This window comes from Bradyrhizobium sp. PSBB068 (assembly GCA_016839165.1).
Lineage (GTDB): Bacteria > Pseudomonadota > Alphaproteobacteria > Rhizobiales > Xanthobacteraceae > Bradyrhizobium.
Map to the genome: position 1 here is coordinate 664,234 of CP069300.1, position 23,816 is coordinate 688,049.

The 23,816-nt window shown below is 65.0% G+C and carries 23 protein-coding genes and 1 pseudogene; 14 read left to right on the forward strand and 10 right to left on the reverse strand.

What is annotated here, in order from left to right; translation table 11 throughout:
* Positions 1-58: 58 nt before the first annotated feature.
* From JQ507_03080 to JQ507_03100, 5 genes are all read right to left on the reverse strand, one after another.
* The gene (locus JQ507_03080; GenBank protein QRI70538.1) at positions 59-616 is read right to left on the reverse strand and encodes a DUF924 domain-containing protein; all 558 of its coding nucleotides are present in this window, start codon (positions 614-616) and stop codon (positions 59-61) included.
* Between the two features lie 26 nt (positions 617-642).
* Positions 643-2,325 (reverse strand): long-chain fatty acid--CoA ligase, encoded by a 1,683-nt coding sequence (locus JQ507_03085; protein QRI70539.1) that lies wholly within the window; start codon positions 2,323-2,325, stop codon positions 643-645.
* A 175-nt stretch (positions 2,326-2,500) separates the two neighbouring features.
* A complete protein-coding gene (locus tag JQ507_03090; protein QRI70540.1) occupies positions 2,501-3,925 on the reverse strand; it encodes a D-alanyl-D-alanine carboxypeptidase in 1,425 nt (474 codons plus the stop codon).
* Between the two features lie 203 nt (positions 3,926-4,128).
* Entirely contained in the window at positions 4,129-5,907 is a 1,779-nt protein-coding gene (locus JQ507_03095; GenBank protein QRI70541.1) for a glucan ABC transporter ATP-binding protein/ permease, read from the reverse strand.
* Positions 5,908-6,218: 311 nt separating this feature from the next.
* A complete protein-coding gene (locus JQ507_03100; protein QRI70542.1) occupies positions 6,219-7,274 on the reverse strand; it encodes an ABC transporter substrate-binding protein in 1,056 nt (351 codons plus the stop codon).
* A gap of 264 nt (positions 7,275-7,538) precedes the next feature.
* Between JQ507_03100 and JQ507_03105 the strand changes: the two genes are divergently transcribed.
* The 7 genes from JQ507_03105 to JQ507_03135 all read left to right on the forward strand — a co-directional run bounded on the left by JQ507_03105 (position 7,539) and on the right by JQ507_03135 (position 14,332).
* On the forward strand, positions 7,539-7,979 hold the full coding sequence (locus JQ507_03105; protein QRI70543.1) for a hypothetical protein: 441 nt from the start codon (positions 7,539-7,541) through the stop codon (positions 7,977-7,979).
* A gap of 124 nt (positions 7,980-8,103) precedes the next feature.
* Complete coding sequence (gene hisE, locus JQ507_03110) at positions 8,104-8,517, forward strand: phosphoribosyl-ATP diphosphatase (GenBank protein ID QRI70544.1); 414 nt, start codon at positions 8,104-8,106, stop codon at positions 8,515-8,517.
* Positions 8,518-8,580: 63 nt separating this feature from the next.
* Positions 8,581-9,162, forward strand: a complete 582-nt coding sequence (locus tag JQ507_03115) for a DedA family protein (GenBank protein ID QRI70545.1) — start codon at positions 8,581-8,583, stop codon at positions 9,160-9,162.
* 89 nt (positions 9,163-9,251) lie between these two features.
* The gene (locus JQ507_03120; protein QRI70546.1) at positions 9,252-9,797 is read left to right on the forward strand and encodes a hypothetical protein; all 546 of its coding nucleotides are present in this window, start codon (positions 9,252-9,254) and stop codon (positions 9,795-9,797) included.
* 289 nt (positions 9,798-10,086) lie between these two features.
* Positions 10,087-11,055, forward strand: coding sequence for a nitronate monooxygenase (locus tag JQ507_03125; GenBank protein QRI70547.1), 969 nt, complete (start codon positions 10,087-10,089; stop codon positions 11,053-11,055).
* Positions 11,055-11,828: a thioesterase family protein gene (locus tag JQ507_03130; GenBank protein QRI70548.1), complete on the forward strand. Its 774-nt coding sequence runs from the start codon at positions 11,055-11,057 to the stop codon at positions 11,826-11,828. Before JQ507_03125 ends, JQ507_03130 begins: the two co-directional genes overlap by 1 nt.
* Before the next feature lie 356 nt (positions 11,829-12,184).
* Positions 12,185-14,332 (forward strand): PAS domain-containing protein, encoded by a 2,148-nt coding sequence (locus tag JQ507_03135; GenBank protein QRI70549.1) that lies wholly within the window; start codon positions 12,185-12,187, stop codon positions 14,330-14,332.
* 152 nt (positions 14,333-14,484) lie between these two features.
* Here JQ507_03135 and JQ507_03140 read toward each other — a convergent pair whose 3' ends face one another.
* A complete protein-coding gene (locus JQ507_03140) occupies positions 14,485-16,047 on the reverse strand; it encodes an AMP-binding protein (GenBank protein ID QRI70550.1) in 1,563 nt (520 codons plus the stop codon).
* An 87-nt stretch (positions 16,048-16,134) separates the two neighbouring features.
* On the opposite strand from JQ507_03140, the gene JQ507_03145 reads away from it, so the two are divergent.
* The 3 genes from JQ507_03145 to JQ507_03155 all read left to right on the forward strand — a co-directional run bounded on the left by JQ507_03145 (position 16,135) and on the right by JQ507_03155 (position 18,338).
* The gene (locus tag JQ507_03145; GenBank protein QRI70551.1) at positions 16,135-17,112 is read left to right on the forward strand and encodes a nitronate monooxygenase; all 978 of its coding nucleotides are present in this window, start codon (positions 16,135-16,137) and stop codon (positions 17,110-17,112) included.
* Between the two features lie 138 nt (positions 17,113-17,250).
* The gene (locus JQ507_03150) at positions 17,251-17,493 is read left to right on the forward strand and encodes a hypothetical protein (GenBank protein ID QRI70552.1); all 243 of its coding nucleotides are present in this window, start codon (positions 17,251-17,253) and stop codon (positions 17,491-17,493) included.
* Between the two features lie 110 nt (positions 17,494-17,603).
* The gene (locus JQ507_03155) at positions 17,604-18,338 is read left to right on the forward strand and encodes a hypothetical protein (protein ID QRI70553.1); all 735 of its coding nucleotides are present in this window, start codon (positions 17,604-17,606) and stop codon (positions 18,336-18,338) included.
* Between the two features lie 25 nt (positions 18,339-18,363).
* Here JQ507_03155 and JQ507_03160 read toward each other — a convergent pair whose 3' ends face one another.
* The gene (locus JQ507_03160) at positions 18,364-19,788 is read right to left on the reverse strand and encodes a toll/interleukin-1 receptor domain-containing protein (GenBank protein QRI70554.1); all 1,425 of its coding nucleotides are present in this window, start codon (positions 19,786-19,788) and stop codon (positions 18,364-18,366) included.
* Here JQ507_03160 and JQ507_03165 point away from each other — a divergent pair.
* The 3 genes from JQ507_03165 to JQ507_03175 all read left to right on the forward strand — a co-directional run bounded on the left by JQ507_03165 (position 19,787) and on the right by JQ507_03175 (position 22,219).
* Complete coding sequence (locus JQ507_03165) at positions 19,787-20,032, forward strand: hypothetical protein (GenBank protein ID QRI70555.1); 246 nt, start codon at positions 19,787-19,789, stop codon at positions 20,030-20,032. The two genes, JQ507_03160 and JQ507_03165, sit on opposite strands and share 2 nt — an antisense overlap.
* Before the next feature lie 207 nt (positions 20,033-20,239).
* A complete protein-coding gene (locus JQ507_03170) occupies positions 20,240-20,824 on the forward strand; it encodes a hypothetical protein (GenBank protein ID QRI70556.1) in 585 nt (194 codons plus the stop codon).
* A 12-nt stretch (positions 20,825-20,836) separates the two neighbouring features.
* Positions 20,837-22,219 (forward strand): DUF4071 domain-containing protein, encoded by a 1,383-nt coding sequence (locus JQ507_03175; protein ID QRI70557.1) that lies wholly within the window; start codon positions 20,837-20,839, stop codon positions 22,217-22,219.
* Here the strand turns inward: JQ507_03175 and JQ507_03180 are convergent.
* Positions 22,199-22,411: pseudogene (locus JQ507_03180) on the reverse strand (O-methyltransferase). The gene JQ507_03175 and the pseudogene JQ507_03180 sit on opposite strands and share 21 nt — an antisense overlap.
* 43 nt (positions 22,412-22,454) lie before the next feature.
* Between JQ507_03180 and JQ507_03185 the strand changes: the two are divergent.
* A complete protein-coding gene (locus JQ507_03185) occupies positions 22,455-22,643 on the forward strand; it encodes a hypothetical protein (protein ID QRI70558.1) in 189 nt (62 codons plus the stop codon).
* A gap of 10 nt (positions 22,644-22,653) precedes the next feature.
* Here JQ507_03185 and JQ507_03190 read toward each other — a convergent pair whose 3' ends face one another.
* The gene (locus JQ507_03190) at positions 22,654-22,833 is read right to left on the reverse strand and encodes a hypothetical protein (GenBank protein QRI70559.1); all 180 of its coding nucleotides are present in this window, start codon (positions 22,831-22,833) and stop codon (positions 22,654-22,656) included.
* Positions 22,834-23,067: 234 nt separating this feature from the next.
* Positions 23,068-23,319 (reverse strand): hypothetical protein, encoded by a 252-nt coding sequence (locus tag JQ507_03195; GenBank protein QRI70560.1) that lies wholly within the window; start codon positions 23,317-23,319, stop codon positions 23,068-23,070.
* Positions 23,320-23,816: the final 497 nt, after the last annotated feature.

The following is a 23,816-nucleotide window of genomic DNA, read 5'->3' on the forward strand; positions in this document are numbered from 1 at the left end:
GGCACAATACGGGCTCGCCGAAGAACGGCAATGCCCGGCCATCGTCACTGTTCCGTCATCAGCCGGAAAACCCGCCGGCATCGAGAAAGGCCTGCTCCTCGGCCGTGGTCTGCCGGCCCAGCACGCGATTGCGGTGCGGGAAGCGGCCGAACCGGCGGATGATGTCGGCGTGGTCCTCGGCGTACTTCAGGTTGTCGGGGTGGCAGTCATATTGGCTGAACAGCGCCACGCAGCGCTCTTGGTCGTCGAGGTCCTCCGAATGCTCGAACGGCAGATAGAGGAATTCGCGCAAGCGCGGGTCAGTCCGCGTATCGACGCCGCGCTCGATGGCGCGGCTTGCCACCTCGCGGGCCAGCGGATCGCTGGAAAAGGTCTCGGCGTCGCCGCGAAACAGGTTTCGCGGAAACTGGTCGAGCACGATGGTCAACGCCAGCGCGCCCTCGTCGCTCGCCTCCCAGGGCGACAACTCACCGGCAGCCGCCTTCTGCCAGGTGGCAAGGAAGCGGCTGCGGATCTCGGCATCGAAGGCGTCGTTGCGTGCGTACCAGCGGTCGCGGCCGGCCTCGCGCCAGAAGGCGAGCACGTCGGCAGGCGTCGCGATGCGGGCGTCAGTCACGTCGGTCCAGCGCCCGCTTGCCGTTGTCAGGCCGCAGCCTTCTTCTCGTCGCGCAGTTCGCGACGCAGGATCTTGCCGACATTGGTCTTCGGAAGATCGGTCCTGAACTCGATCTGCTTCGGCACCTTGTAGGCGGTGAGCTGGGTGGCCGAGAACTTGATGATGTCCTCGGCCGAGACGTTCGGGTCCTTCTTGACCACGAAGGCCTTCACCGCCTCGCCGGACTTCGCGTCGGGCACGCCGATCACGGCGCATTCCAGCACGCCCGGATGGCTCGCAATCACTTCCTCGATCTCGTTCGGATAGACGTTGAAGCCGGAGACCAGGATCATGTCCTTCTTGCGGTCGACGATCTTGGTGTAGCCCCGCGCGTCCATCACGCCGATGTCGCCGGTGCGGAAATAGCCGTCCGCGGTCATCACTCGCGCGGTCTCGTCCGGCCTGTTCCAGTAGCCCGCCATCACCTGCGGGCCCTTGGCGCAGATTTCGCCGGCCTGGCCGATCGGCAGTTCATTGCCGTCGTCGTCGCGGATCGACAGATGGGTCGAGGGCACGGGAAGCCCGATCGAGCCGGAGAATTCGTCGGCGTCGGCCGGGTTGCAGGTCAGCGTCGGCGAGGTCTCCGACAGGCCGTAACCTTCCGACAGTGCGCAGCCGGTCACCTTCAGCCACTTCTCCGCGACCGGCTTCTGCGTCGCCATGCCGCCGCCGAACGAGGTCTTCAGCTTGGAGAAGTCGAGCTTGTCGAAACCGGGCGTGTTCAACAGGCCGTTGTAGAGGGTGTTGACCGCCGGGAAACTGTTGACCTGGTACTTCGAGAGCTCCTTGATGAAGCCTACCATGTCGCGCGGGTTCGGGATCAGCAGGTTGACGCCGCCGGCGCGCACCGCGAGCAGGTAGCACGCGGTCAGCGCGAAGATGTGGTAGAGCGGCAGCGCGCAGACGATGAGCAGCTGCTCGACATGCGGCGGCTTCTTCAGCGCCGGCTGCAGCCAGGCGTCGTTCTGCAGCACATTGGCGAGCACGTTCTGGTGGATCAGCGTGGCGCCCTTGGACACGCCCGTAGTGCCGCCGGTGTATTGCAGGAAGGCGACGTCCTGGCGCGTCAGCACCGGCTTGTTGAGCTTCATGCCGCGGCCGGCCGACAGTGCCTCGTTGAACGAGACCGCACCCGGGATCGACCAGGCCGGCACCATCTTCTTCACCCGCCGCACCACCAGATTGACGATCACGCCCTTGAGGCCGAGCAGGTCGCCCATGCTGCCGACGATGACATGCTTGACCGCGGTGTTGGGCAGCACCTTCTGCACGGTGGTGGCAAAGTTCTCCAGCACGATGATCGCTTCGGCGCCGGAATCCTTCAGCTGATGCTCGAGCTCGCGCGGGGTATAGAGCGGGTTGACGTTGACCACGGCAAAGCCGGCGCGCAACACGGCTGCGGTCGCGACCGGGTATTGCAGCACGTTCGGCATCATCAGCGCGACCCGCGCGCCCTTCTGCAGGCCCTTGCTCTGCAGATAGGCGCCGAGCGCCGACGACATCTCGTCGAGCTCGCGATAGGTGATCGCCTTGTCCATGCAGATGAACGCCTTGCGGTCGGCGAACTTCTTGAAGCTCTCTTCCAGCAATTCGACCAGCGACGAATATTGCGTGACGTCGATATCGGCGGGCACGCCGGCCGGATAATGCTTGAGCCAGATGCGCTCCATAATGGTCTTTCCCTCTCTCAAATTTGGCTGATGTCCCGGATTGCTTCCGGGTTCTCCGACCCTGGGTCGTATTATTCTCGGTCGCGGTATTTCAGTCAGTATTGAGCGATGCCGCGGCGGATGGCAAGCCGCTGCGCGCTATCGACGCATTGGGAGATCGGAGGGGAAGGCTCTGCTAGCCGGCCGGCTTGGCGTCGGCTTTCGGCTTGTCGGCAGATTTGGGCTTCGCAGCCGGCTTTGCCGCCGCCGGCTTGCCGGCAGGCTTTGCGGCGGCCGGCTTGTCCGGCTTCGCAGCTGCGGCATCCGGCTTGGCATTGGCGTGACGCACGGGCTTGGCCGCCGGCTTGTTGTCCGACTTGGCAGCGCTCTTGGCGTCGCCCTTCGCGTCGTCGGCCGCATCGGACTTCTTACCCGCGACGCGGGTGTGCTTGCCCTTGCCGCGCTTGACCGGCTGCAGCTTCTCGGTGTCGGCATCGACCGCGGCGATCAGCGCGGCGCCGGTCTTGGTCGGCCCCGTGTAGACCACGACTGGCTCGGACGCCGCCGCCGGCTGCGCCAGCATGTCGGCCGGCTTGGTCGGCATCGCGGCCTGCAGGCCGGAGGCGAAGAAGCTCACGCCGGCGTCGCCATTGGTGCTGGTGCCGGCGCTGGCGACGGTGTCCTCGCCGTCCTCGTCGCTGGCCGGGCGCTTGTGCTTGGCGCCGCACATCTCCTCGCGCAGGTTCGGCGGCGTGGAGTCGATCGGCACCAGATTGTCGACGGTGCCGAGCGAGGGCCGCAGCCACGCCAGCCCGTTATTGGCAAAGCCGCGATCGAGCAGCTGCGCGGCGCGGATCGCGCGCATCCGGCCCGAGGAGGCGCCGAGCACCACGGCGATCAGCCGCTTGCCGTCGCGCGTCGCCGACGCCACGAGGTTGTAGCCGGAGGCGCAGATGAAGCCGGTCTTGAAGCCGTCGGCGCCGGGATAGCGGCCGATCAGCTTGTTGAAGTTCTGGGTGACGCGGCGGCCGAACCGGATCGAGGGGATGTGGACGAAATACTCGTATTCCGGCAGGTCGCGGATGATGGCACGGGCGAGGATCGCCATGTCGCGCGCCGAGGTGATCTGGCCGTCGGCGGGCAGGCCGTTCGGGTTGACGTAGCTCGTCTGCGTCATGCCGAGCTTTTGCGCGGTCTGGTTCATTTCGCCGGCAAAGCCGTCGATCGAGCCGCCGATGCCCTCGGCCAGCACCACGGCCATGTCGTTGGCCGACTTCACCAGCATCATCTTCAGCGCGTTGTCGACGGTGACCTGGGTGCCGGGCCGGAAGCCCATCTTGGAGGGCGACTGCGACGAGGCGGTCGGCGACACCGTGAGCAGCGTATCGAGCGAGACGCGGCCGTCCTTGACCGCCTTCAGCGTCACATAGGCGGTCATCAGCTTGCTGAGCGAAGCCGGATACCACGGCATCGTCGCATTGTCGGCTTGCAGCACCTTGCCGGTATCGGCCTCGACCACCAGCAGCGCCTCGGCCCGTGCCAGCTGCGGCGTTGCGACGGCGAGCATCGCGACGGCCAGAATCCATTTCAACGACGGGCGCAGCAGGCGAGGAAAATGCACGAGTCCGGTTCCGGTCCTTTGAGACCCGCCTTCGAAAAAGGAGGTCTTGCGATGTGACGTACGGGTTTCAAGCGTGTCCGGCGCCGCTGTTGCGGCGATGCAAACACTATACCGGCTTGCCAGCAGAGAACAGAGGCCGGCCGATTATATCGTGGACGAAATCGGCTGAATTTCGGCAGCCGCCTCAATTGGAAAGGAGAGAATTATGGTGTCTCGATGCCGGCGCGCGCCTGTTCCTGGACCATGAACTGAGCCCGCGCGAGATCGGCAAAACGCCCGCCTTTCGCCACCAGTTCATCGAAAGTTCCGCTTTCGATCACCCGTCCCTGGTCGAACAGCAGGATACGGGTGGCGTAGCGGATGGTGGAGAGGCGGTGCGCGATCACGAATGTGGTGCGGCCCTTCATCACTTCGTCGAGAGCGGCATTGACCTTGGCCTCGGTGACGGCGTCGAGCGCGCTGGTGGCCTCGTCGAGGATCAGGATCGGCGGATCCTTGAGCAGCGCACGCGCAATCGACAATCGCTGGCGCTCGCCGCCGGACAGCATGCGGCCGCGTTCGCCGGCATGGGTGTCGAACTTCTTCTCGCTGCGCTCGATGAAATCCAGCGCCTGCGCGCGCGCCGCGGCGGTGCGCAGTTCCTCGTCGGTCGCGTCGGGCTTGCCGACGCGGAGGTTCTCGGCGAGCGAACGGTTGAACAGTAGCGCCTCCTGAAACACCACGCCGATGTTCCGCCGCAAAGCGGTCAGTTTCAGCGCGCGGATGTCCATCCCGTCGATCTTGATGATGCCGGATTGCGGATCGAACGCACGGTGCAGCAGCGCGATCGCGGTAGATTTGCCGGCGCCGGTCGAGCCGACCAGCGCGATGGTCTGGCCGGGCAATGCGGTGAAGCTGAGGTCCTCGATCGCCGGCCGCTTGCCGTCATAGGAGAACGAGACGTCGTTGAATTCGACGAGCCCGGACAGCCGGCCGGGGTCGACCGCGCCCGGCCGGTCGCGCACCGCCGGCACCGCGTCGAGCACGTCGAAGAATTCCTGCAGCCGCGGCGCTTCCATGAACACATTGTTGATGAAGCTCACCACCTGCTCGAGCTTCTGGATCAGCATGGTGGCGAACGAGACGAACATCACGATCTCGCCGACCGTGGTGAGCCCCTCATTGTGCAGCGCGATGCCGACGGTGAAGATCGCCAGCACCGTGATCGTGGTCGAGGCGCGCGTGATCACGGTGACCAGCGCCCACCATGACAGCACCGGCATCTGCACTGCGAGCAGCTTGTCGGCGACGTAGCGCAGGCCCTGCACCTCGGAATCGATCCGCACGAAGCTCTGCACCAGCGCGACATTGCCGAGCGCGTCGGAGGCGCGCGCCGAGAGGTCGCTGTAATAGGCCTCGACCTCGCTCTGCATGCCGTAGGTCTTGCGCACCACCAGCGTGGTCAGCACGGTGAACACGACGCAGAGCGCGAACAGCAGGATCGCGAGCCGCCAGTTGATGTAGAGCGCGAGCGGCAGCAGTACGATCAGCGACATGATCGCGGCGAAATGCTCGCGGAAGAAGCCGAGCCAGAGCCGCCACAGCGCATCGGTGCCGTTCAGCATCACCTTCATCAGCCGCCCGGAATGGGTGCCGGAGTGGAAGGTCAGCGGCAGTTGCAGGATGTGCTCGAAATAATCCGTCAGCACCGCCTGGCGCTGGCGGTGCGCCAGCCGGTCGGCCTGCAGGGCGACGATGGCGCTGCAACCGATCGTGAACAGGCCGAAGGCCGCCCACGCGGCCAGCAGCGGCCATGCCGAGGAGGTCGCGAACAATCCGGTGACCGGCCGGCCCGACAGCACGTCGACGATCTTGCCGAACAGCACCGGCTCGGCGAATTGCGCGGCGGCAAGCAGCATGTTGGCGAAGGCGAGGATCCAGCCGAGCCGCGCCTCCTTGCCGAGCAGTTCGAGGACGCGGGTATAGAGGCGAAGCATGGACATGCCGGCGGGACTCTCGAACGGTGGACGCCCGGTCAGGCGGGATACAATCTAATCAGGGTTCGCGATGCAGGGCCAGCGGTGACAGCGCGTCGTGCTCGGGGTGACGGTAATTGTGGCGAGCGGCTCCCTACGCCGCCGTCCTGGCGAAAGCCAGGAGAACTCAGCGGACCCACAGCCATCGAATTTGATTGAGAGCGGGAAAGTGGCCCCAGCGTCGCGCACCAACAAACGGCCGGGGCAATGGGTCCTGGCTTTCGCCAGGACGACGCTGAACATTTGGCGCAGCTCGTCAGTTATGCATTCGCGTGCGCTCAATTCACCAGCCGGCCGTCGATCGGCGGCAGGAATTGGTCGTCGAAGATGTCGGCGGTCTGCGGCCGCTTCTGGAATTTGACGTCTTCCGTGAGCTGGTCGAGCGAGCGCTCGAAGCGCTCCGCCTCGATGCTGCCGATGCCGTTGCGCTTCACCTCGGCGGTCAGGATGTTGTCGCGGATGATGGCAGTGAGGCGCTCGAGCTCCAGGTCGCGCGAGCCGCCATCCATCCGGCTCGCCACTTCGGTCGCGGCGCGGGCCGGGTCCTTGATCGCAAGGTTGGTGCCGCCGATCACAGCGCGCACGAACCCCTTCACCGCATCGGGCTTCGCCGTGGCAAGGCGCGGGCTGACGATCACGGCAAAGCCATAGGCTTCGCAGCCATAGTCGGCGAAGCGCAGCACCGCGAGATCGTCGGCGGGCACGCCGCGATCGCGTAAGTTGATCGCTGAGAGATAGGAGAAACCGGTCACGGCATCGACCTGGCCTGCGGAGAGCATCGGCTCGCGCACCGCGGCGCTGATCGTGTTCTGCTTCACGCTCGAGAGCTTGATGCCGTTCTGTCTCGCGACCGCGGGCCACAGCCGGATCGAGAGGTCGCCCTCGGCGACGCCGAGGTTCTTGCCCTCCATATCCGCCAGCGCCTTGATGCCGCGGCTCTTGCGCGCGATGATCGCGTAGGGCGCCTGGTTGAACAGCACGAACACCGCCTTGACGGGGGCAGCGCCCGGCTTGTCGCGAAAGCCGATCAGCGCGTTGATGTCGACGAGAGCGAAATCGCTCGAGCCGTCGGCGACACGTGCGATCGCGTCTGCCGAGCTGGTGGCAACGTTGGTGCCGACGGCGAGGCCCTCCGCGCTGAACAGGCCGCCGACCGACGCCATCACGAATGGCGCCGCGGCAGCGTCAAGCGGACGGTCGAGCGTGAACTGAATGGTGCGCGGCTGCGGCTGGTCGCCGGCGTGCGACGGCGTCAGCGCCGGCCACACGCCGCCCGAGAGGCCGATCATGCCGGCCAGTATCCAGCGGAGAACGGTGGTCCGACTTACCTGCATCGTGACATCCGGGAGGCGAGACAAAGTGCCGCGCCGGCTGCGCGCCTTGTTCATGTCATCGAATGCGCCAAGGCAACGGTCATTTCAAGCTGCAATTTCAAGCGTTATTCGAAGGCATTCTGCCCAAGGCAAGGTGAACGGCCGATGACTGCCCCGATTTCACCTTGGGTTGTTCAGCTTGCATTCGGTTTCGGGAACCTAATTTGAGGAGAGTGGTTAGCTCACCAAGGCCCGACGGGCCGGCTTCCACAAAGGATGACTGCAATGTTTGCGCGAAAAGGTGTTTTTTCGTCTATTGGCCGCGCAGCCACATTGGCAACGGTTGCCGCGGTGGCGTTGACGGCCGTTGAGCCGACGATGGCGTTCGCAGGCTCCGCTCCGGCGGGCAAGGCGGCCGCCGTGACCACATCACACGGCACGAGCGGCGCGACGGATATCAGCGCCCGCCGTCGGTACTATCGTGGCGGCGGTGGTGGCGCGGCCGCTGCCGCTGCATTCGCCGGCATCGTCGGCACGGGCCTTGCGATCGCCGCAGCCCAGAGCCGTCGCGACTACTACGACTCCTACGGCTATTACGACGGCGGCCCCGGCTATTACGGTGGTCCGGCCTATTATGGCGGCCCGGCCTATTACGGCGGCGGACCGTATTACGGCTATCACGGCTATTACGGGCGCCGCTCGGCGCTGCCCTATACGCCGTATTGACAGGCGTCGTCGGTTCTCGGAACTGTCACAAATCATCCAATCCACCGGCTGCGAGGCCGGTGGATTTTTCGTTGTCGGCTCGCCCGTTAACACGCTGGCGACGCGTTTGGATTAGGCTCGAAGGATGAGTGATTCGATCGAACGGCTTTACCAGGCGGTGATCGCGGCGAGGGATCTTGATCCAGCGACGTCGCGCACGGCACGGCTGTTCCAGCGCGGGCCGGCCAAGATGGCCAAGAAGCTCGCCGAGGAAGCTGTCGAGGTCGTCATCGACGCCATCAGCGGCAAGCCGGATGCCGTCGTCCGCGAGAGCGCGGACCTGCTCTACAATCTCACCGTCCTTTGGGCCTCGGCCGGCGTGAAGCCGGACGATGTCTGGCGCGAGATGGAGCGGCGCGAGCGGCTGCTCGGGATCGCCGAGAAGCTGCCGAAGTCGCCGGTCAAGGTCCCCAAGGGCCTGTCCAAGGCCGCGCCTGTCCCGGTGGCGCGGCGTCGAATTGTCGCGCTGGAGAACCGGCTGCGCAAACGGCAGCCGTAAATCAATCCAATTCGGCCCATTCCCGGCATGGACAAATCCGCTCCATGATGGTTCATCGCGCCCATGTTGAAACGGATTTATGACTGGTGCGTCGCTGCGGCCGACAAGCCCTACGCACTCTGGATTCTCGCGGCCGTGGCCTTCGCCGAGAGTTCGTTCTTCCCGATCCCTCCCGACATCATGCTGCTGCCGATGTCGCTGGCACGGCCGAAGCGGGCATGGTGGTTCGCCGCCGTCTGCACCGTCGCTTCCGTCGCCGGCGGCGTGCTCGGCTACGCGATCGGCGCACTGCTCTACGACTCGGTCGGGCAATGGCTGATCCATCTCTACGGCCTCTCCGACAAGGTCGACGCGTTCCGCGCCTCCTATGCCGAGTGGGGCGCCGTGATCATCCTGGTGAAGGGACTGACGCCGATCCCCTACAAGCTCGTGACCATCACCTCGGGCTTTGCCGGTTACAACATCTGGCTGTTCATCCTGTGCTCGATCGTCGCACGCGGCGGCCGTTTCTTCTTCGTCGCGGTGCTGCTCAACCGCTATGGCGATGTCATCCGCGCCGAGCTCGAGAAGCGGCTCGGCCTGTGGGTCGCGCTCGGCGCCATCGTGCTGGTGCTCGGCTTTGTCATCGCATTCAAGCTGATCTGAAGCGTTTTCGAGCGAAGTGAGAAAACGCGTCAAAGTGACTAGCCTGCTGCGTCTTTGCCTGAAGGCTGCTTCAGGCTACGCTTGCAGCGATGGCTGACGGAATCAAGCTCACTCCTGCTGCAAAGGCACGCGTTGCGCTGGCGGGTCTTGCGCTGTCGATGACGCTGGCGGCTGTCGACCACGGCTGGGCCCAGGCCGCGCCGCCTGCGCTCGCCGTCCAGTCGCCTGCGCAGCAGCCGGTTGAAGCTCCGCAGCAGCAGATCGAGTTGCCGCCGGCGCCGGTCGAGCACGAGAATCCCGGACTGATCAACGAAATCGGAAAGCTGTTCGAGAAGTCGAACTGGACGCTGCCGCCGCTGAAGAGCCCCAGCGAGACCATCGACGATCTGACGAACCTGGCGCGCCCTTCGACGATGGTCACCGGGCGTGCCGCCTGCGTGGTGGCCGCAAACGGTGCGCCCGATTGCAAGATCGGCGCCGACCGGCTGTGCCAGAGCAAGGGGTTCAAGGAAGGCAAGGGCATCGATATCGCCACCTCGGAGAAGTGCTCGCCGCTGGTCTATCTGCCGGGCCACAAGCGCGGACCGAACGACTGCAAGACGGAAAATTTCGTGACGCGGGCGGTCTGCCAATAGCAGCGGCGAAGCTTGCGTTTAGAGCGTCATGAGATTGGTTGAATTGGATCGACGGCGGAGGTTCACCTCTCCCCGATGGGGAGAGGTGAAGACGTGCGTGCCGAACCGATCCAAATTCATCATGCTCTGGGATGCCAGATGCGCCCGGAAAATGGGCTGTTTGGATGAGGTTTTGTCATCCTTGTTGCGGCGCCATAACGCAATACTTGACAGTGGAAAGATTGCCTTGTTGGTATGACGGTCAGCATTCGAGACCAAACCAAACGATCAACTTGAGGATCCGCCGCCAATGTCCATGCCTGCTCTGTTCAAGGGCCGCCTGTCTCTTCCCGTGATCGGGGCACCGCTGTTCATCATCTCCGTGCCCGACCTCGTCATCGCCCAGTGCAAGGCCGGCGTGGTCGGCTCGTTCCCGGCGCTGAATGCGCGGCCGCCGGAACTGCTCGACGAATGGCTGTACCGGATCAAGGAAGAGCTCGCGGCTTATGACAAGGCGCATCCGGAGCGGCCGTCGGCGCCGTTCGCGGTCAACCAGATCGTGCACAAGTCGAACAACCGGCTCGATCACGACATGGCGCTTTGCGAGAAGCACAAGGTGCCGATGATCATCTCCTCGCTCGGCGCGCGTGAGGAGCTCAACCAGGCCGTCCACGGCTGGGGCGGCATCGTGTTCCACGACGTGATCAATCAGAAGTTCGCGCACAAGGCGATCGAGAAGGGCGCCGACGGCCTGATTCTGGTCGCCGCCGGCGCCGGCGGCCATGCCGGCACGCTGTCGCCGTTCCCGTTCGTATCGGAGACGCGGCAGTGGTTCGACGGGCCGATCGCGCTGTCGGGCACCATCGCCAACGGCCGCGCCATTCGCGCCGCGCGCATCATCGGCGCCGACTTCGCCTATATCGGCTCCGCCTTCATCGCGACCAAGGAGGCCAATGCGGTCGAAGGCTACAAGAGCATGATCACCAATTCGTCCGCCGAGGACATCGTCTACTCCAACCTGTTCACCGGCGTGCATGGCAACTATCTGAAGCCGTCGATCGTCGCGGCCGGCATGGATCCGGAAAACCTGCCGACGTCAGATCCCTCGAAGATGAGCTTCGGCACCGATGCGTCCGGCGAGCGCGCCAAGCCGAAGGCCTGGAAGGAGATCTGGGGCTCCGGTCAGGGCGTCGGCAGCATCTCCAAGGTGGTGCCGGCGGCCGAACTGATCGGCCGGTTCAAGAAGGAATACGACGAAGCGGTCGATCCGGCGCTCTGATGGAGCCGATCTTCCGCGTTGACGGCGACCGCGTCGTCACCAGTCCAGACGCCGCGGGTCCCTGGGACCCGCGGATGCAGCACGGCTCCGCGCCGGCGGCGCTGGTGGTGTGGGCCGCCGAAGCCATTCCGACGCCAGTGCCGATGCGGATCGCGCGGGTCACGATCGACCTGATGCGTCCGGTGCCGGTGGCGCCGCTGACGGTCTCGAGCGAGATCCTGCGCGACGGCCGCAAGATCCAGCTCTGCGGCGTCAGGTTGCTCGCCGACGGCGTTCTGGTGGTCTCGGCCACCGTGCTGAAGATCAAGCGGCAAGCGGCCGAACTGCCGTCGGACATCGCAGCAGTTCAGGTCGAGCTGCCGGGCCCCGACGAAAGCATGGTCGAGCCGGGCAATCTTGCGAACAGTCCGTTCGTCAAATGCATCTCGATGCGGGCCGCGCGCGGCCGCTTCGGCGTGATGGGCCCGGGCGCGATCTGGTTCCGGGTCAATCAGCCGCTGATCGCTGGTGCCGCCGTCTCGCAGGCGATGCGCGCGGTGGTTGCCTCCGACTTCTCCAACGGCACCTCGCCGGCGCTCGATTTCAACCGATGGACCTTCATCAACGCCGATCTCACCGTGAGCCTGGCGCGCGAGCCGGTCGGCGACTGGATCCTGCTCGACGGCGAATCCTGGATCGGGCCTGACGGCGCCGGGCTTGCGATGTCGCGGCTCGCCGACGTGCAGGGCTATTTCGGCCGGGCCGTCCAGAGCCTGGTGATCGAGCCGCGCTAGCCAGGACTGCGCTTCTCCGACCTCACCTTGAAGAGGCAAATGGCCGTACGTGCGGGATTTCTGAATATTAGAAATCTATCCCTGATTTGCCCGACGTGTCAAGTTGACTTGCCGAACGCCGGCTGCCGCCCGCTCCTTTGCATGGGGTTGTTTTCGATAATTTGCGGCGCGGCTGCCCTTGCGGCAAAAATAACTCCGCGCCGCGGGAACGGTTGGCGGCACGAACGAGTTTCGCCCCCGTTAGGGGGCCCCATGACGCGTATCGATCCCACCGCCGGCACCGTGGTCATCGCCACCCGGCGGCTTTGTGCTGTGCCGGCCGCTGCCGCCGCCCGGCCGTCGCAGGGACAGGCGCGATGATGCCCGGCCCGTCCTCGGAACGCGCGGTCATCCTTGCCGCGAGCGAGCGGGACGCCGTCTGGACTGCCCATCTGATCAAGGAGGCCGGCTACTACGCCAATATCTGCGGCGACCTCGCCGAGCTCGAGCGCCAGGTCGCAAGCGGCGCCGGCCTTGCCATCATCGCCGATGAGGCGGTCAGGACCGCGGACCTCGCCGGCCTGGCGCGCTGGCTGAACGCGCAGCCGTCATGGTCGGACTTCCCGATCGTGCTGATGAGCGAGGGCGGTGGGCCCGAGCGCAGCCCCGAAGCGGCGCGGCTCGGCCGCGCGCTCGGCAATGTGACCTTCATCGAGCGCCCGTTCCATCCGACCACGCTGGTCAGCCTGGTCGCGGCGGCGGTGCGCGGCCGTCGCCGCCAATACCAGACCCGCGCGATACTCGAAGACCTCACCGAGAGCGAAAGCCTGCTGCAGACGGCGCTCGATGCCGGCCATCTCGGCGCGCTCGAACTGCACATACCGGGCTTCGAGCTGGAGGCCTCGGCGACCTGCAAGCGCTTCTTCGGGCGCGCCGCGGACCTGCCGTTCACCTATCAGGACCTGCTCGAGGCGGTTCATCCCGACGACCGCGCCCGGCGGCAGGAGGTCGTCGAGCACACGCTCAAGACCGGCGCCGACTACAAGATCGAGTATCGCAACATCTGGCCCGACGGCAGTCAGCACTGGGTCGACGTCCGCGCCCGCGCGGTGCGCCGGCCGGACGGCAGCATCCGGTCGCTGGTCGGGGTCTGCTCCGACATCACCGCGCGCAAGACCGCGGAGATCGAGCGCGAGGCGCTGCTGGCGCAGCTTGCCGCCGAGCGATCCGCGCTTGCCGAGCTCACCGCGACGCTGGAGCAGCGGGTCGAGCAGCGCACCGCCGATCTGATGAAGGAGGTCGCCGCGCGCGAGAAGGCGCAGGAGCAGCTCCGCCATGCCCAGAAGATGGAGGCGATCGGCCAGCTCACCGGCGGCGTGGCGCACGACTTCAACAATCTCCTGATGGCGGTGATGGGCAATCTCGATCTGCTGCGCAAGCGGTTGCCGGAGGATCCGCGGCTGCACCGGCTGGTCGACGGCGCCTTGCAGGGCGCCGAGCGCGGCGCCTCGCTGACGCAGCGGCTGTTGGCATTCGCGCGGCAGCAGGATCTGCGCGCCGTGCCGGTCGATCTCGGCGCGCTGGTGCGTGACATGAGTGAGTTGCTCGAGCGCTCGCTCGGACCGCGCATCGCGTTGCGGCTCCACATTCCCGACGGATTGCCGCCGGCCTGCGTCGATACCAACCAGCTCGAGCTCGCGGTGCTCAACCTTGCGATCAATGCGCGCGATGCGATGCCGGATGGCGGTGTGATCGAGATCCGCCTTGCGGCCTGGCAGGCCAAAAACGAGCAGACCAGGAGCGATCAGGCGCTGCGGCCGGGCAACTACCTGAAACTGTCGGTGATCGACAGCGGCACAGGCATGGCTCCGGATGTCCTGAAGCGGGCGATCGAACCGTTCTTCTCATCAAAGCCGGTGGGCAAGGGTACCGGGCTCGGCCTGTCGATGGTGCATGGGCTCGCGGTGCAGCTCGGCGGCGCGCTGCAGCTGTCGAGCGCGGTGGGTAAGGGCACCACCGCGGTGCTGGTGCTGCCGGTCGCGACGGCCGCGCCGGAAGCGGAGAGCCCGGCGCCCGCGGCGCGGCCGGTCAGGCGCTCGGCGGTGATCCTGCTCGTCGACGACGATCCGCTGATCGCGATGTCGACCATGGAGATGCTGGAGGACCTCGGCCATCGCGTGATCGGTGCCAATTCCGGACCGCACGCGCTCGATATCCTGAGGAGCGACCAGGAGATCGACCTGATGATGACCGATCACGTGATGCCCGGCATGACCGGCATCGAGCTCGCCGCGGCCTCGCGCGAGGTGCGGCCGCAGCTCCTCGTCCTGCTCGCCACCGGCTATGCCGAACTGCCGGACGGTTTTCAGGTCGATCTGCCGCGGCTGGCGAAGCCCTACCACCAGGATCAGCTGCGCGAGCGGCTGGATCAGCTGCTGGGACAGGGCGTGAGGCAGCAAGCGGCCGCGGCGGGTGCCAGCGCGGATACTCTTGCTGCGCCCACCACTCTCTCACCGTCATCCTGAGGCGCCGCGAAGCGGCGTCTCGAAGGGCGACGGCCCGGCTGTCGCCGCGATGGCCGGGGCGCGCTGAAACATCGGGGCCGTGCATCCTTCGAGACGGCCGCTGCGCGGCCTCCTCAGCATGACGGTGGCGGTTTGTGCGCGCAGCCGGGCCCTCACCCCACCATGCGGTCGCGGCCCGCCCAGAAGCGCGCCTTCAGCACCTTCTTGTCTACCTTGCCGACGCCGGTCATCGGCAGCTCCTTGACGAACTGGATCTGCTTCGGTGCGTGTGCCGAGCCCTTCTTCGCCTTGACGAGGCCGATCAGCTCGTCGGCGTCGGGTGTGGCACCCTCGCGTGCCACCACGACGGCGGTGACGGCCTCGCCCCATTTGTCGTCGGGCACGCCGACCACGGCGACCATCGCGACGTCGGCGTGTTGCGACAGGACATCCTCGACTTCGCGTGGAAAAATGTTGAAGCCGCCGGACACGATCATGTCCTTCTTGCGGTCGAGGATGAACAGGTAGCCACGCTCGTCCTTGCGCGCGATGTCGCCGGTGTGCAGCCAGCCGCTCTTCAGCGTGTCGGCGGTGATATCGGGCCGCTTCCAGTATTCGGCCATCACGTGCGTGGCGCGCACGCAGATCTCGCCGGCTTCGCCGGTCGCGACCTCCTGGTCGTCCTGATCGAGGATCTTCACCTGGCAGGCGGCGATCGGGAAACCGCAGGACAGGAACAGTTCCGGCGTTTTCGGGTCATGGTCCGCCTTGCGCAGCACCGAGACCGGATAGCATTCGGTCTGGCCGTAGAGTTGCGAGAACACCGGGCCGATCCGCTCGATGCCTTCGACCAGCCGGCTCGGCGACATCGCGGACGCGCCGTACAGCAACAGCTCGAGCGAGGAGAGGTCGGCCTTTGGCAGCGCCGGATGATCCAGCATCACGTAGATCATCGTCGGCACCAACAGCGTGAAGTTGATCTTCTCGCGCTCGATGGTCTTGAACACCGCTTCAGGATCGAACGCCTTCAGCATGTGCACGGTGCCGCCGCGCATCAAGGTCGGCAGCACTTTTGTACCCGCGACATGGCTGATGGGGGCCACTGTGAGGTAGCGCGGCGTCTCGGGAATCTCGAAGTCGGCGAGGATCGCGGAGGCAAAGCCGCCATATTCACGGTGATAGCGCAGCGCGCCCTTGGATTTGCCGGTGGTGCCGCCAGTGTAGTTCAGGGTCGAGATGTCGTCCTCGCGGGCGAAGTTTTTCGCGGTCGCGCTGCCGGCGTCGTCGACCACCTGCAACAGGTCGGCGCCGTATTCCGCCGGGCCGAGCGTGAAGATGGTCTTCAGCCCCTGCGCCTTCGCCGCAAGCTCGCCGCCGCGGTCGCGAAACGTGATGCCGTCGACGATCAGCATCTCGGCCTCGGAGTCCTCGAGCTGGAACAGCTGGTCGTCGAGTGAGCCGAGCGGATGCAGCCAAGTGATGGCGAGCCGCGACAATTGCGCGGCGACACCGGCGCACCAGCTGTCGGCGCGGTTGGCGGTGAGAAAGGCGACGCGGGTGCCCGGCGCGAAGCCGAGCCGCATGAACACGCTCTGCATCCGTCCGATCAGGTCGGTCGCGCCCTGATAGCTGAGCGAGCCGCCGGGCCACGCGAAGGCCGTACGTGACGGATAACGCGCCAGCGCCCGCAAGGTCTGCTCGCACGTGGCCGGAAATGCATGGAGCGGATTGCTCATGTGGTGGTCTCCTCCCGCTTTGTGTTTGGCCTCTTGCGTGCCAATGTTGGCGGCAACGCTAACACAATGATGCAAAGAAGAAACAACTTGTCCGCTGATCTTCTTGCGCGCTTTCGCGATCGCCTCCGGTTGCCGCTGATCGCGGCGCCGATGTTTCTGGTATCAGGCGTCGAACTGGTGGTAGCCGCCTGCCGCAACGGCGTGATCGGTTCGTTTCCGACGGTGAATTGCCGTGAGACGGAACAACTCGATGCGTGGCTCGGCGACATCGCGCGCCGCCTGCGGGCGCAAGAGGATGCAAGCGGCAAAGCGGCGGCGCCGATCTGTCCGAACCTGATCGTGCACCGCTCCAACACGCGGCTGCAGCAGGATCTCGTCGTGCTGTTGCGGCACAAGCCCGAGCTCGTGATCACCTCGGTCGGCTCGCCCGCGCCGGTGCTCGCGCCCCTGCACGAGGCCGGCGCGCTGGTGTTTGCCGATGTCGCCTCGATCCGTCACGCCGAGCGCGCGGTCGCGGCCGGCGCCGACGGGCTCGTGCTGCTCACTGCCGGCGCCGGCGGGCAGACCGGCTGGCTCAATCCCTTCGTGTTCGTCCGCGCGGTGCGCGCATTCTTCGACGGACCGATCGTGCTGGCCGGCGGCATCAGCGATGGCCATGCGTTGCGCGCCGCGGAAGCGCTCGGCTGCGATCTCGCCTATATGGGCACCAAGTTCATCGCGACGCGCGAGAGCATGGCTGATGCGAGATACAAGCAGATGCTGGTCGATGCGACCGCCGACGACATCCTGCTCACGACCGCGTTCACGGGCTTGCAGACCAACATGCTGCGGCCCTCGATCGCGGCCGCCGGTCTCGATCCCGATAACCTGCCCGCGCGTGGCGCGATCGACATCGGCAAGGACATCGACATCGGTGCCCGCGAAAGCCGCCCCAAGCGCTGGCGCGACATCTGGAGCGGCGGTCACTCCGCTTCAGGGGTGACCGGTGTGCTCGCGGTCGATGATCTCGTCGCGCAGACGATCGCCGAGTATGTGGCGGCGAGCGCGCGGGTGCGGCTCGGCTGATCCATCGCGAACGGCGGCCGCTTGGCCGCCAGAACCCGCCCGTCCGCTTAACGCGGCATTAACCATGCCAGTCCCAACTATGCGCCAGGGATGGTCCGCCAATACGGCCGGGCCGCCCGGCAGTTGTGGGAATGCGACATGGCTTTTGAGGCGCTCTCCAAGACCCCGGCATCGCTCGACGAACTCCGGACCCGCGTGTTCTACGCCCTGCAGCGGCACCCGCTGTGCCGCCAGGTCGAATTCGACATCGTCAGCACGCCGCGCACCCGCCGCACCAACTGGACGGTCAGCCTGCAAACGGTCCAGCCCGGCGCCCTCTGGACCGCGCATGAGATCGTGGCGGACATCCAGGAAGCCTATGAGCTTGACGCTGCGGCCTGATTTTTCGGGCCGTTTCGGGACGATTTCACCTCTTTGGCGCGGTCACGGCACGCTAACGCCGCATTTGGCGGCCAGCTTGGCGGTGACACCGGCCGGGAATGGAGTAATTTTTGACCAGAGCCATCACCCTCGCCGCGCTGACATGCTTCCTTCTCGCCGGCGCCGCGATCACAGCGATTTTGGGCCGTGACAGCCTGCCGGCGGCGCAGGCCGACGTCGGCCCGGTCGCCAATCGCACCAGCAAGCAGGACAAGCTCGCGGTCACGACGCTTGTCGCCGCCTCCTTTGACGTGCCCGCCGGACCGGCCGTGACCCCCGCCGACCCGTCGCCGCTGCTGCTGCGCGCGCAAGCCGCGATACCGGGCGCGACCGATAGCGTGCGCCAAGCTTACGCGTCGGCCGAGCCCGCCGATATCGGCCTGCCGAAGCTGAGTGATCCCGTCGATGCCGCCCAGCCGAAGATCGCGGAGCCGGTACCTGCGCCGGCCGCCGCCGCGCCGCCGAAGCCCAAGGCTGCCGCCAAGCCGGCGCCACAAAAGAACTATGCCCTGCTCAGCGATGCGCAGATCGCCGGGATCAAGGATCGGCTGAAGCTGTCGTCGTCGCAGGAATATTACTGGCCGGCGGTTGAGACCGCGCTGCGCGCCGTCGCCCGCAAGATCCACGCCAAGCGCCAGGGCGATCCCGCCGCCGGCGGCATGCCGATCGATCCGGACTCCGAGGAAGTGCAGCAGCTGAAGTCGGCGGCGATGCCGCTGCTGTTCCAGCTTCGCGAGGACCAGAAGAACGAGGTCCGCTCGCTGGCGCGCCTGATCGGCCTTGAGCGCGTCGCCTCGATGATCTGAGCGCAAGGGTCGGTCGAGCCGGCTTTCAGCGGGCCTCCAGCGGCCGCAGCTTCTCCACCTTGCTCTGGGTCTCGACCAGCAGCTGTTTCATGAAGTCCTTGTTGCGCTTCAACCAGGGCTCCAGCGTCTGCCTGACATCGCCCGGTGATTTCTTTTCGATGGCCTGCGCAAGCCGCGTCTGAAATGTTCCCCAATCCTTGAACATCTCCTTCAGGAGGGCGTCGTCGGAGATGTTGATCGCCGACTTGATGTCGCCGACGGTTTCGAGCTCGCGCATGTTGCCCTGCCGCAGGATCGAATCCAGGTTTTCCAGGCATTCGTGGTAGCGCGCGAGCAGATCATCCCATCGCTTGGTGGTGAAGTCGTCGTCCAGGTTCTCAACTGCGTTGTAGAGCGGCTCGAGAAACGACCATCGGAAGCGCCTCGCCAGCCGCAGCAGGATCGACAGGAAGACGATGTCCTTCGGCATGTTCTGCGCGACCATCAGCCTTGGATCCTCGCTGAATGGCGGCATCGGCACGAAGATGATGACGACCGAGAACGGCGTGCTGTCGAGATATTCGAGCCGGGCAATGACCGGTTGATACAGCTTCAAATCGCGGAATATCGGACTGAGGACCTGCTCGCGGCTTCGCCGGCTGGCAATATCCACGTCGGCGAACGAATTCGCGATGTAGCCCGTCAACTCGTCGAGCCAGGCGCCGCTGTCGTAGCGGTTTTGCGCGCTGAGCAGATCCTCCCAGTCGAGATCAGCCGTATCGGGACCGGACAGCAACGTGGTGGTGGCCGCGTCCGCCTCCAGTTTCGCATCCTTCAGAAAGCCGCGCGCACGGTCCGCGGGCGGCAATGCCCGCAGCGTTTCGGCCTTCTGCCGGAACGACAGTTCGTCGCTGAACACGATGCGCAGCCGCAGACGGAACAGCTCTTCCGGGCGGGTGATCTGCATGAACTGCGCGTGCAGGTCCTTCACCGCTTCGTTGAAGTCGCGGGCGTGATTGGCGTTCAGCTTGGGCCGCAGCGGTACGGCACCGAAGGTCGGTCGCACGAACAGATCCTCGAGAAACCGCCGGACCTCGTCGTCGCTAATTCCGTAAAATTCATTCTCCGCCAGCATCGGAAACGAAGGCGAGCTATCGACCGAGAACCAAAGCACTTTGGACATTAGCTTCAGCGCGCGCTTGTAGCCGTCGAATTGCGAAATCTCGGACGCGCACCACGTCCAATTGTGCTCGGCGTTGGTGTGGATGAAGATCAGGCAGTCGGCTCTCGCCGTGTTGTCGATCATCCACTGCCGCCATTCCGCGCCACCGGGAATTTCCTCGCACACAAAGCATTCCACCGAACGTTGTCCGTCCAGGCTGCTGAGATACTCGAGCCGCGCCTTCAGAAGGCGCGCGAGAAATCTGTCTTCGGCGCGATGGCTGATAAACACCGAGAAATCGTTTGGCATGGCAAAATCCGATCTGCATGAACTTTATGCGACGGCCGGCCGTGTCTCGTCCGCTGAATATCGCGGCTCCATGTCTCGCCGCGGACCGAATGATAGCCTGTCCCTGGAATTTGCGGTCATTGGCCGCGAAAAAGAAAAACCGCCAGCCAGTGAAATATCTCACTATACCTTAGGATGTGTCATGTGCAACATTCCCAGGGAACCGGCGCGCGATGCGCGGTCTGCTCTGGGATGGATTGACTAAAGTTCTCAAAACTCGGCCGATGTGTCGACGGGAACGCATCGCTTCATTTCGCGTCCGGGCGCCGAGCGAGGGCGCGCCCAATTGAGCCTTTGGCCGTGATCGGTCGGCTGTTGCCCCGACACCCGGATCCCGGCTTCGACTGGAGAATCGCCTTCAGTTAAGTTCGTCACCGCGACACAAAGATCCAATCATCAGCCGGGTGTCACGATGACCACAGAGCAAAGCGCCGGATCACCGAACATAGTGGTTCTCTTCAGCGGTCACATGATCGATGCGCCAGATCGAAAAACGCCACGCTTCCCGCCGGACAAGGAGCCGGTTGCGGCCGCTGCGATCGCCGACGCGCTTGCGAAGATCGGTGCGGCCAAGGGCGATCTCGCCATTTGCGGCGGCGCCTGCGGCGGCGATCTGCTGTTTGCGGAGGCCGCGCTCGCGCGGGGCATGCGGGTTGAAATCTACATTCCGTTCGACGAGCCGACGTTCCTTGCCGGGTCGGTCGATTTCGCCGGCGGCGATTGGCGCGCGCGCTATCTCGCGGCGAAATCGCAGGCGACGCTCCACGTCATGCCGGACGAGCTCGGTCCGCTGCCCGCCGGCGAAAATGCCTACGAGCGTGACAATCAATGGATGCTGGAGCGGGCCGCCCGGTTCGGCGACAAGAAGCTCGCCTTCGTCTGCTTGTGGAACGGCGAAGGCGGCGATGGCCCCGGCGGCGCCAAGCACCTGATGGATGAGGCCGGGCGCAGGACGACGTGGGTTTACTGGCTGGATACGAAAAAATTATGGGACTAGGAGATTTCAAGAATGCCGTCGTGTTTCATGATCATGCCTTACGGTCGCAAGCCGACCCAGGCCGAATCCGGTCGTGGGCCGGCCGAAATCGACTTCAACGCGCTTTGGGATCGTGCCTACGTTCCGGCCATCAAGGCGCTGGGCTATGAGCCGGTACGCGCCGATCAGGACACCAGTGCGTTGATCGTCAGCGAAATGCTGGAGCGGATCTACTTCGCCGATCTCGTGCTGGCCGACATGACGATTCCGAACGGGAATGTGTACTACGAAGTCGGCATTCGTCACGCATCGCAAAAGACGGGTTGCGTGTTGCTTGCGGCCGACTGGTCCAAGCAGTTGTTCGATGTCGTGCAGTTGCGGACCGTTCGCTACCCGCTCCCGGAAGGGGAGATCACGCCAGAAACCGCCGCCGCGATGCAGGCCGCGATCAAGGAGCCGATCAAGGCGCTTGCCGCGGGGATTTCGCCGATGCACCAGTCGATACCGGGTTATCCCGACAAGGTTGACCCACGCAAGGCAATAACGATGCGCGGGCAGCTCGCAGAGCAAGCCGCGTTTCAGACCAAGATACGCGCGGTGCGCGCAGCCGCGGAGAAAGATCGCATGAAGCGTGCTGCGGAGTTGATTGCCGCGGAGGGCAATCCGCCGGCGACCTATGCGAAGGCGCTCGCGTTGTTGTTGCTGCTGCGCGACTGCGTCGACAGCAAGGCCGATTGGAGCTTGGTGCTCGATTACATATGCAAGCTGCCTGATCTCTTCGCCAATGAGCCGGAAGTGCAGGAGAATCGTGCGTTCGCGCTTGCTCAAGTCGGCAACCCCACCGACGCCATCGCCGAGATTCAAACACTGATTGATTTTGCGGGGCCAACCCCGGAGCGTCTTGGCCTGATGGGAGGCCGCTATAAACGCCTCGCAGACGATGCCTCGGACGAGGACGATCGCCGACAGCGGCGCGACCAGGCAATCGACTGCTATGAACGAGGAATGCGGCTTGATTTCAATGCTTACTACTGCTCGAGCAATCTGCCTCGGCTCTATCGTGCCCGCGCGGAGAAGGGCGATGAGGATCTTGCACAAGATACTGTCCGATTTGCGATCGCTGCTTGCGAGCGCGCGAGGTCGCTGAAGCTCGCTGACGAATGGCTGCGCCCGACCCTGCTTGCTGCGGCCTTCGATCTCGGTGAGCCGGACAAGGCCGAGGAGTTGGCGGTGCAGGTGATTGCCGAGGGGCAAGCGAAGTGGAAAGTGAGCAGTGTTCTTCGCGACCTCCAGGTCAGCCTCCAGTATGTCAACGACGAGGCAAAGCGCGCGCGGCTGTCCGCCGTCATCGACAAGATCAAGGGGCCACCCTCGCGCGCTCTGCCGGCATCTGCCTCAGCCGAGCCACATCGATAGCTCGACGTCTCCGCCGAACGGCACCGACACGTAACCGCTCTCCGGCGAGCGCACCCGCGCCAGATGGTCGGGGCTGTAATCGGCGTTGTCGGCGACGACGTAGGCGTCCGGCTTCAGGCGGCTCTCGACGAGATCGAGGATGTCGGGATAGAGCGCCTTGGCGCCGTCGAGCAGCACCAGATCGATCGCATCGGTCGGATGTGATCAGCCGGCCGTCGCCATCGTCGCGGCCTTCATGCGCGAGGCATTGCCGCAAACCTCCGACGCGATCCGCGCGATGGCCGGCGATCTGATCAAGACGACGCTGAGCACGGTGGGCCAGAATTTCTCGGAGAGCCCGCGAACGCGCGCGGAGATCAAGGCCTATGCCGACGCCATGGCTGACATGTTCTGCGCCTATCTGAGCAGCCAGGTAAGGCGCTGAGATGCGCCGTCTAGAGATAGCGCTTGGCGGCCAGCAGGAAGCCGAGAACGCCGCCGGTCACAGCGAAAACCGTCACGCCATTGCAGAAGCTGACGTAAGCGGCCGACCAACAGGAAGCAGTCGTGGAGACTGGCGCGGCTTTTTTCGATTTCTGAGGCAAGCTGGTGCATTCCTGAAAAAGCGCCGCCACCTGGTCAACTCAGGTGACGGCGCCCGTCTGAGGGCTTCAGGCGAAACCCCGCTTGAGCGTAAGCCGCGATGATGAACGGTTCGTATACCGCTCGGCGTCGCACGCTCGGATGTCAGCGCTGAAGCGAAGTTCCCTGAAGCGCGATGAGATTGGGTCGAATCGTCATCGCGCTTTGGCTCTTTGTTCGAGCATGATCTTTTCGGAAAACCGCTTCCCACTTTTCCGGATCATGCTCTAGAACTGGGCGTAGGCGTTGCGGAACGCGATGGCGCCGGCGAGCGAACGCGGCCGCGTGCGCACGGCGTGTCCGTCATTCCCGCTCTGCACGATCCACTGGCCGTTCTCTTGACCCACGATCTTGCCGACGTGGTGGCGCCAGACGACGATCGCGCCGACCGAAGGGCCGCCGGCATTGGTGCCGTATCGCGCCCAGGATCGCGCCAGATTGTATTGCGGACCCGGGTCGCTGCCGACCTGCGTGCGCATGAACCAGCCGCACCACGCCGCCGGGCGACCGGAATGTCCGTGTGCGTAATGTCGATGGTTATGATGACGGCCGCGGGCTTCGGCAGCGGATGAAGCAAAGGCCAGGAGCACGGCGACAGCCGCGAGAGTTTTACGCATTACAAAGTCCTCTTGTTGTTGGCAGACCATCCGTGTTGTGGGGGAGGCGCAGCGATGATCTGCGATTTGGTTGCGAAGCGACCGCAGCGGCCGGACGACGCAAAACAGAGGCGGGACATGGCCCGCCCGGGCCTTTAAGAAACGGGCTATGGCCAAAATATGACGGCAAATTCCGTCTGGCGGCCGAGATCTTGCCGAAGGCGTCGGATGCGGGCCGTGCGACGGCGGCCATGATCTGCGCCCGTCTCAGCCGTCGCGTGCGGGGCTGAGTCCGTCAACGCAACCTGCGCGGCACGTAGCAATGCGTGACCGCATTGTCTGGCTTCCCATGCCAATCTTGCGGAGCATCTCAGCCAAAA

What these genes read in the sequence shown, in the direction of transcription:
- JQ507_03085 (QRI70539.1), bottom strand. Translation starts at nt 2,325, where the DNA reads ATGGAGCGCATCTGGCTCAAGCATTATCCGGCCGGCGTGCCCGCCGAT.
- JQ507_03095 (QRI70541.1), bottom strand. Translation starts at nt 5,907, where the DNA reads ATGTCCATGCTTCGCCTCTATACCCGCGTCCTCGAACTGCTCGGCAAG.
- JQ507_03100 (QRI70542.1), bottom strand. Translation starts at nt 7,274, where the DNA reads ATGCAGGTAAGTCGGACCACCGTTCTCCGCTGGATACTGGCCGGCATG.
- JQ507_03105 (QRI70543.1), top strand. Translation starts at nt 7,539, where the DNA reads ATGTTTGCGCGAAAAGGTGTTTTTTCGTCTATTGGCCGCGCAGCCACA.
- hisE (QRI70544.1), top strand. Translation starts at nt 8,104, where the DNA reads ATGAGTGATTCGATCGAACGGCTTTACCAGGCGGTGATCGCGGCGAGG.
- JQ507_03115 (QRI70545.1), top strand. Translation starts at nt 8,581, where the DNA reads ATGTTGAAACGGATTTATGACTGGTGCGTCGCTGCGGCCGACAAGCCC.
- JQ507_03120 (QRI70546.1), top strand. Translation starts at nt 9,252, where the DNA reads ATGGCTGACGGAATCAAGCTCACTCCTGCTGCAAAGGCACGCGTTGCG.
- JQ507_03125 (QRI70547.1), top strand. Translation starts at nt 10,087, where the DNA reads ATGTCCATGCCTGCTCTGTTCAAGGGCCGCCTGTCTCTTCCCGTGATC.
- JQ507_03130 (QRI70548.1), top strand. Translation starts at nt 11,055, where the DNA reads ATGGAGCCGATCTTCCGCGTTGACGGCGACCGCGTCGTCACCAGTCCA.
- JQ507_03135 (QRI70549.1), top strand. Translation starts at nt 12,185, where the DNA reads ATGATGCCCGGCCCGTCCTCGGAACGCGCGGTCATCCTTGCCGCGAGC.
- JQ507_03140 (QRI70550.1), bottom strand. Translation starts at nt 16,047, where the DNA reads ATGAGCAATCCGCTCCATGCATTTCCGGCCACGTGCGAGCAGACCTTG.
- JQ507_03150 (QRI70552.1), top strand. Translation starts at nt 17,251, where the DNA reads ATGGCTTTTGAGGCGCTCTCCAAGACCCCGGCATCGCTCGACGAACTC.
- JQ507_03165 (QRI70555.1), top strand. Translation starts at nt 19,787, where the DNA reads ATGGCAAAATCCGATCTGCATGAACTTTATGCGACGGCCGGCCGTGTC.
- JQ507_03160 (QRI70554.1), bottom strand. Translation starts at nt 19,788, where the DNA reads ATGCCAAACGATTTCTCGGTGTTTATCAGCCATCGCGCCGAAGACAGA.
- JQ507_03170 (QRI70556.1), top strand. Translation starts at nt 20,240, where the DNA reads ATGACCACAGAGCAAAGCGCCGGATCACCGAACATAGTGGTTCTCTTC.
- JQ507_03175 (QRI70557.1), top strand. Translation starts at nt 20,837, where the DNA reads ATGCCGTCGTGTTTCATGATCATGCCTTACGGTCGCAAGCCGACCCAG.
- JQ507_03185 (QRI70558.1), top strand. Translation starts at nt 22,455, where the DNA reads ATGCGCGAGGCATTGCCGCAAACCTCCGACGCGATCCGCGCGATGGCC.
- JQ507_03195 (QRI70560.1), bottom strand. Translation starts at nt 23,319, where the DNA reads ATGCGCACGCAGGTCGGCAGCGACCCGGGTCCGCAATACAATCTGGCG.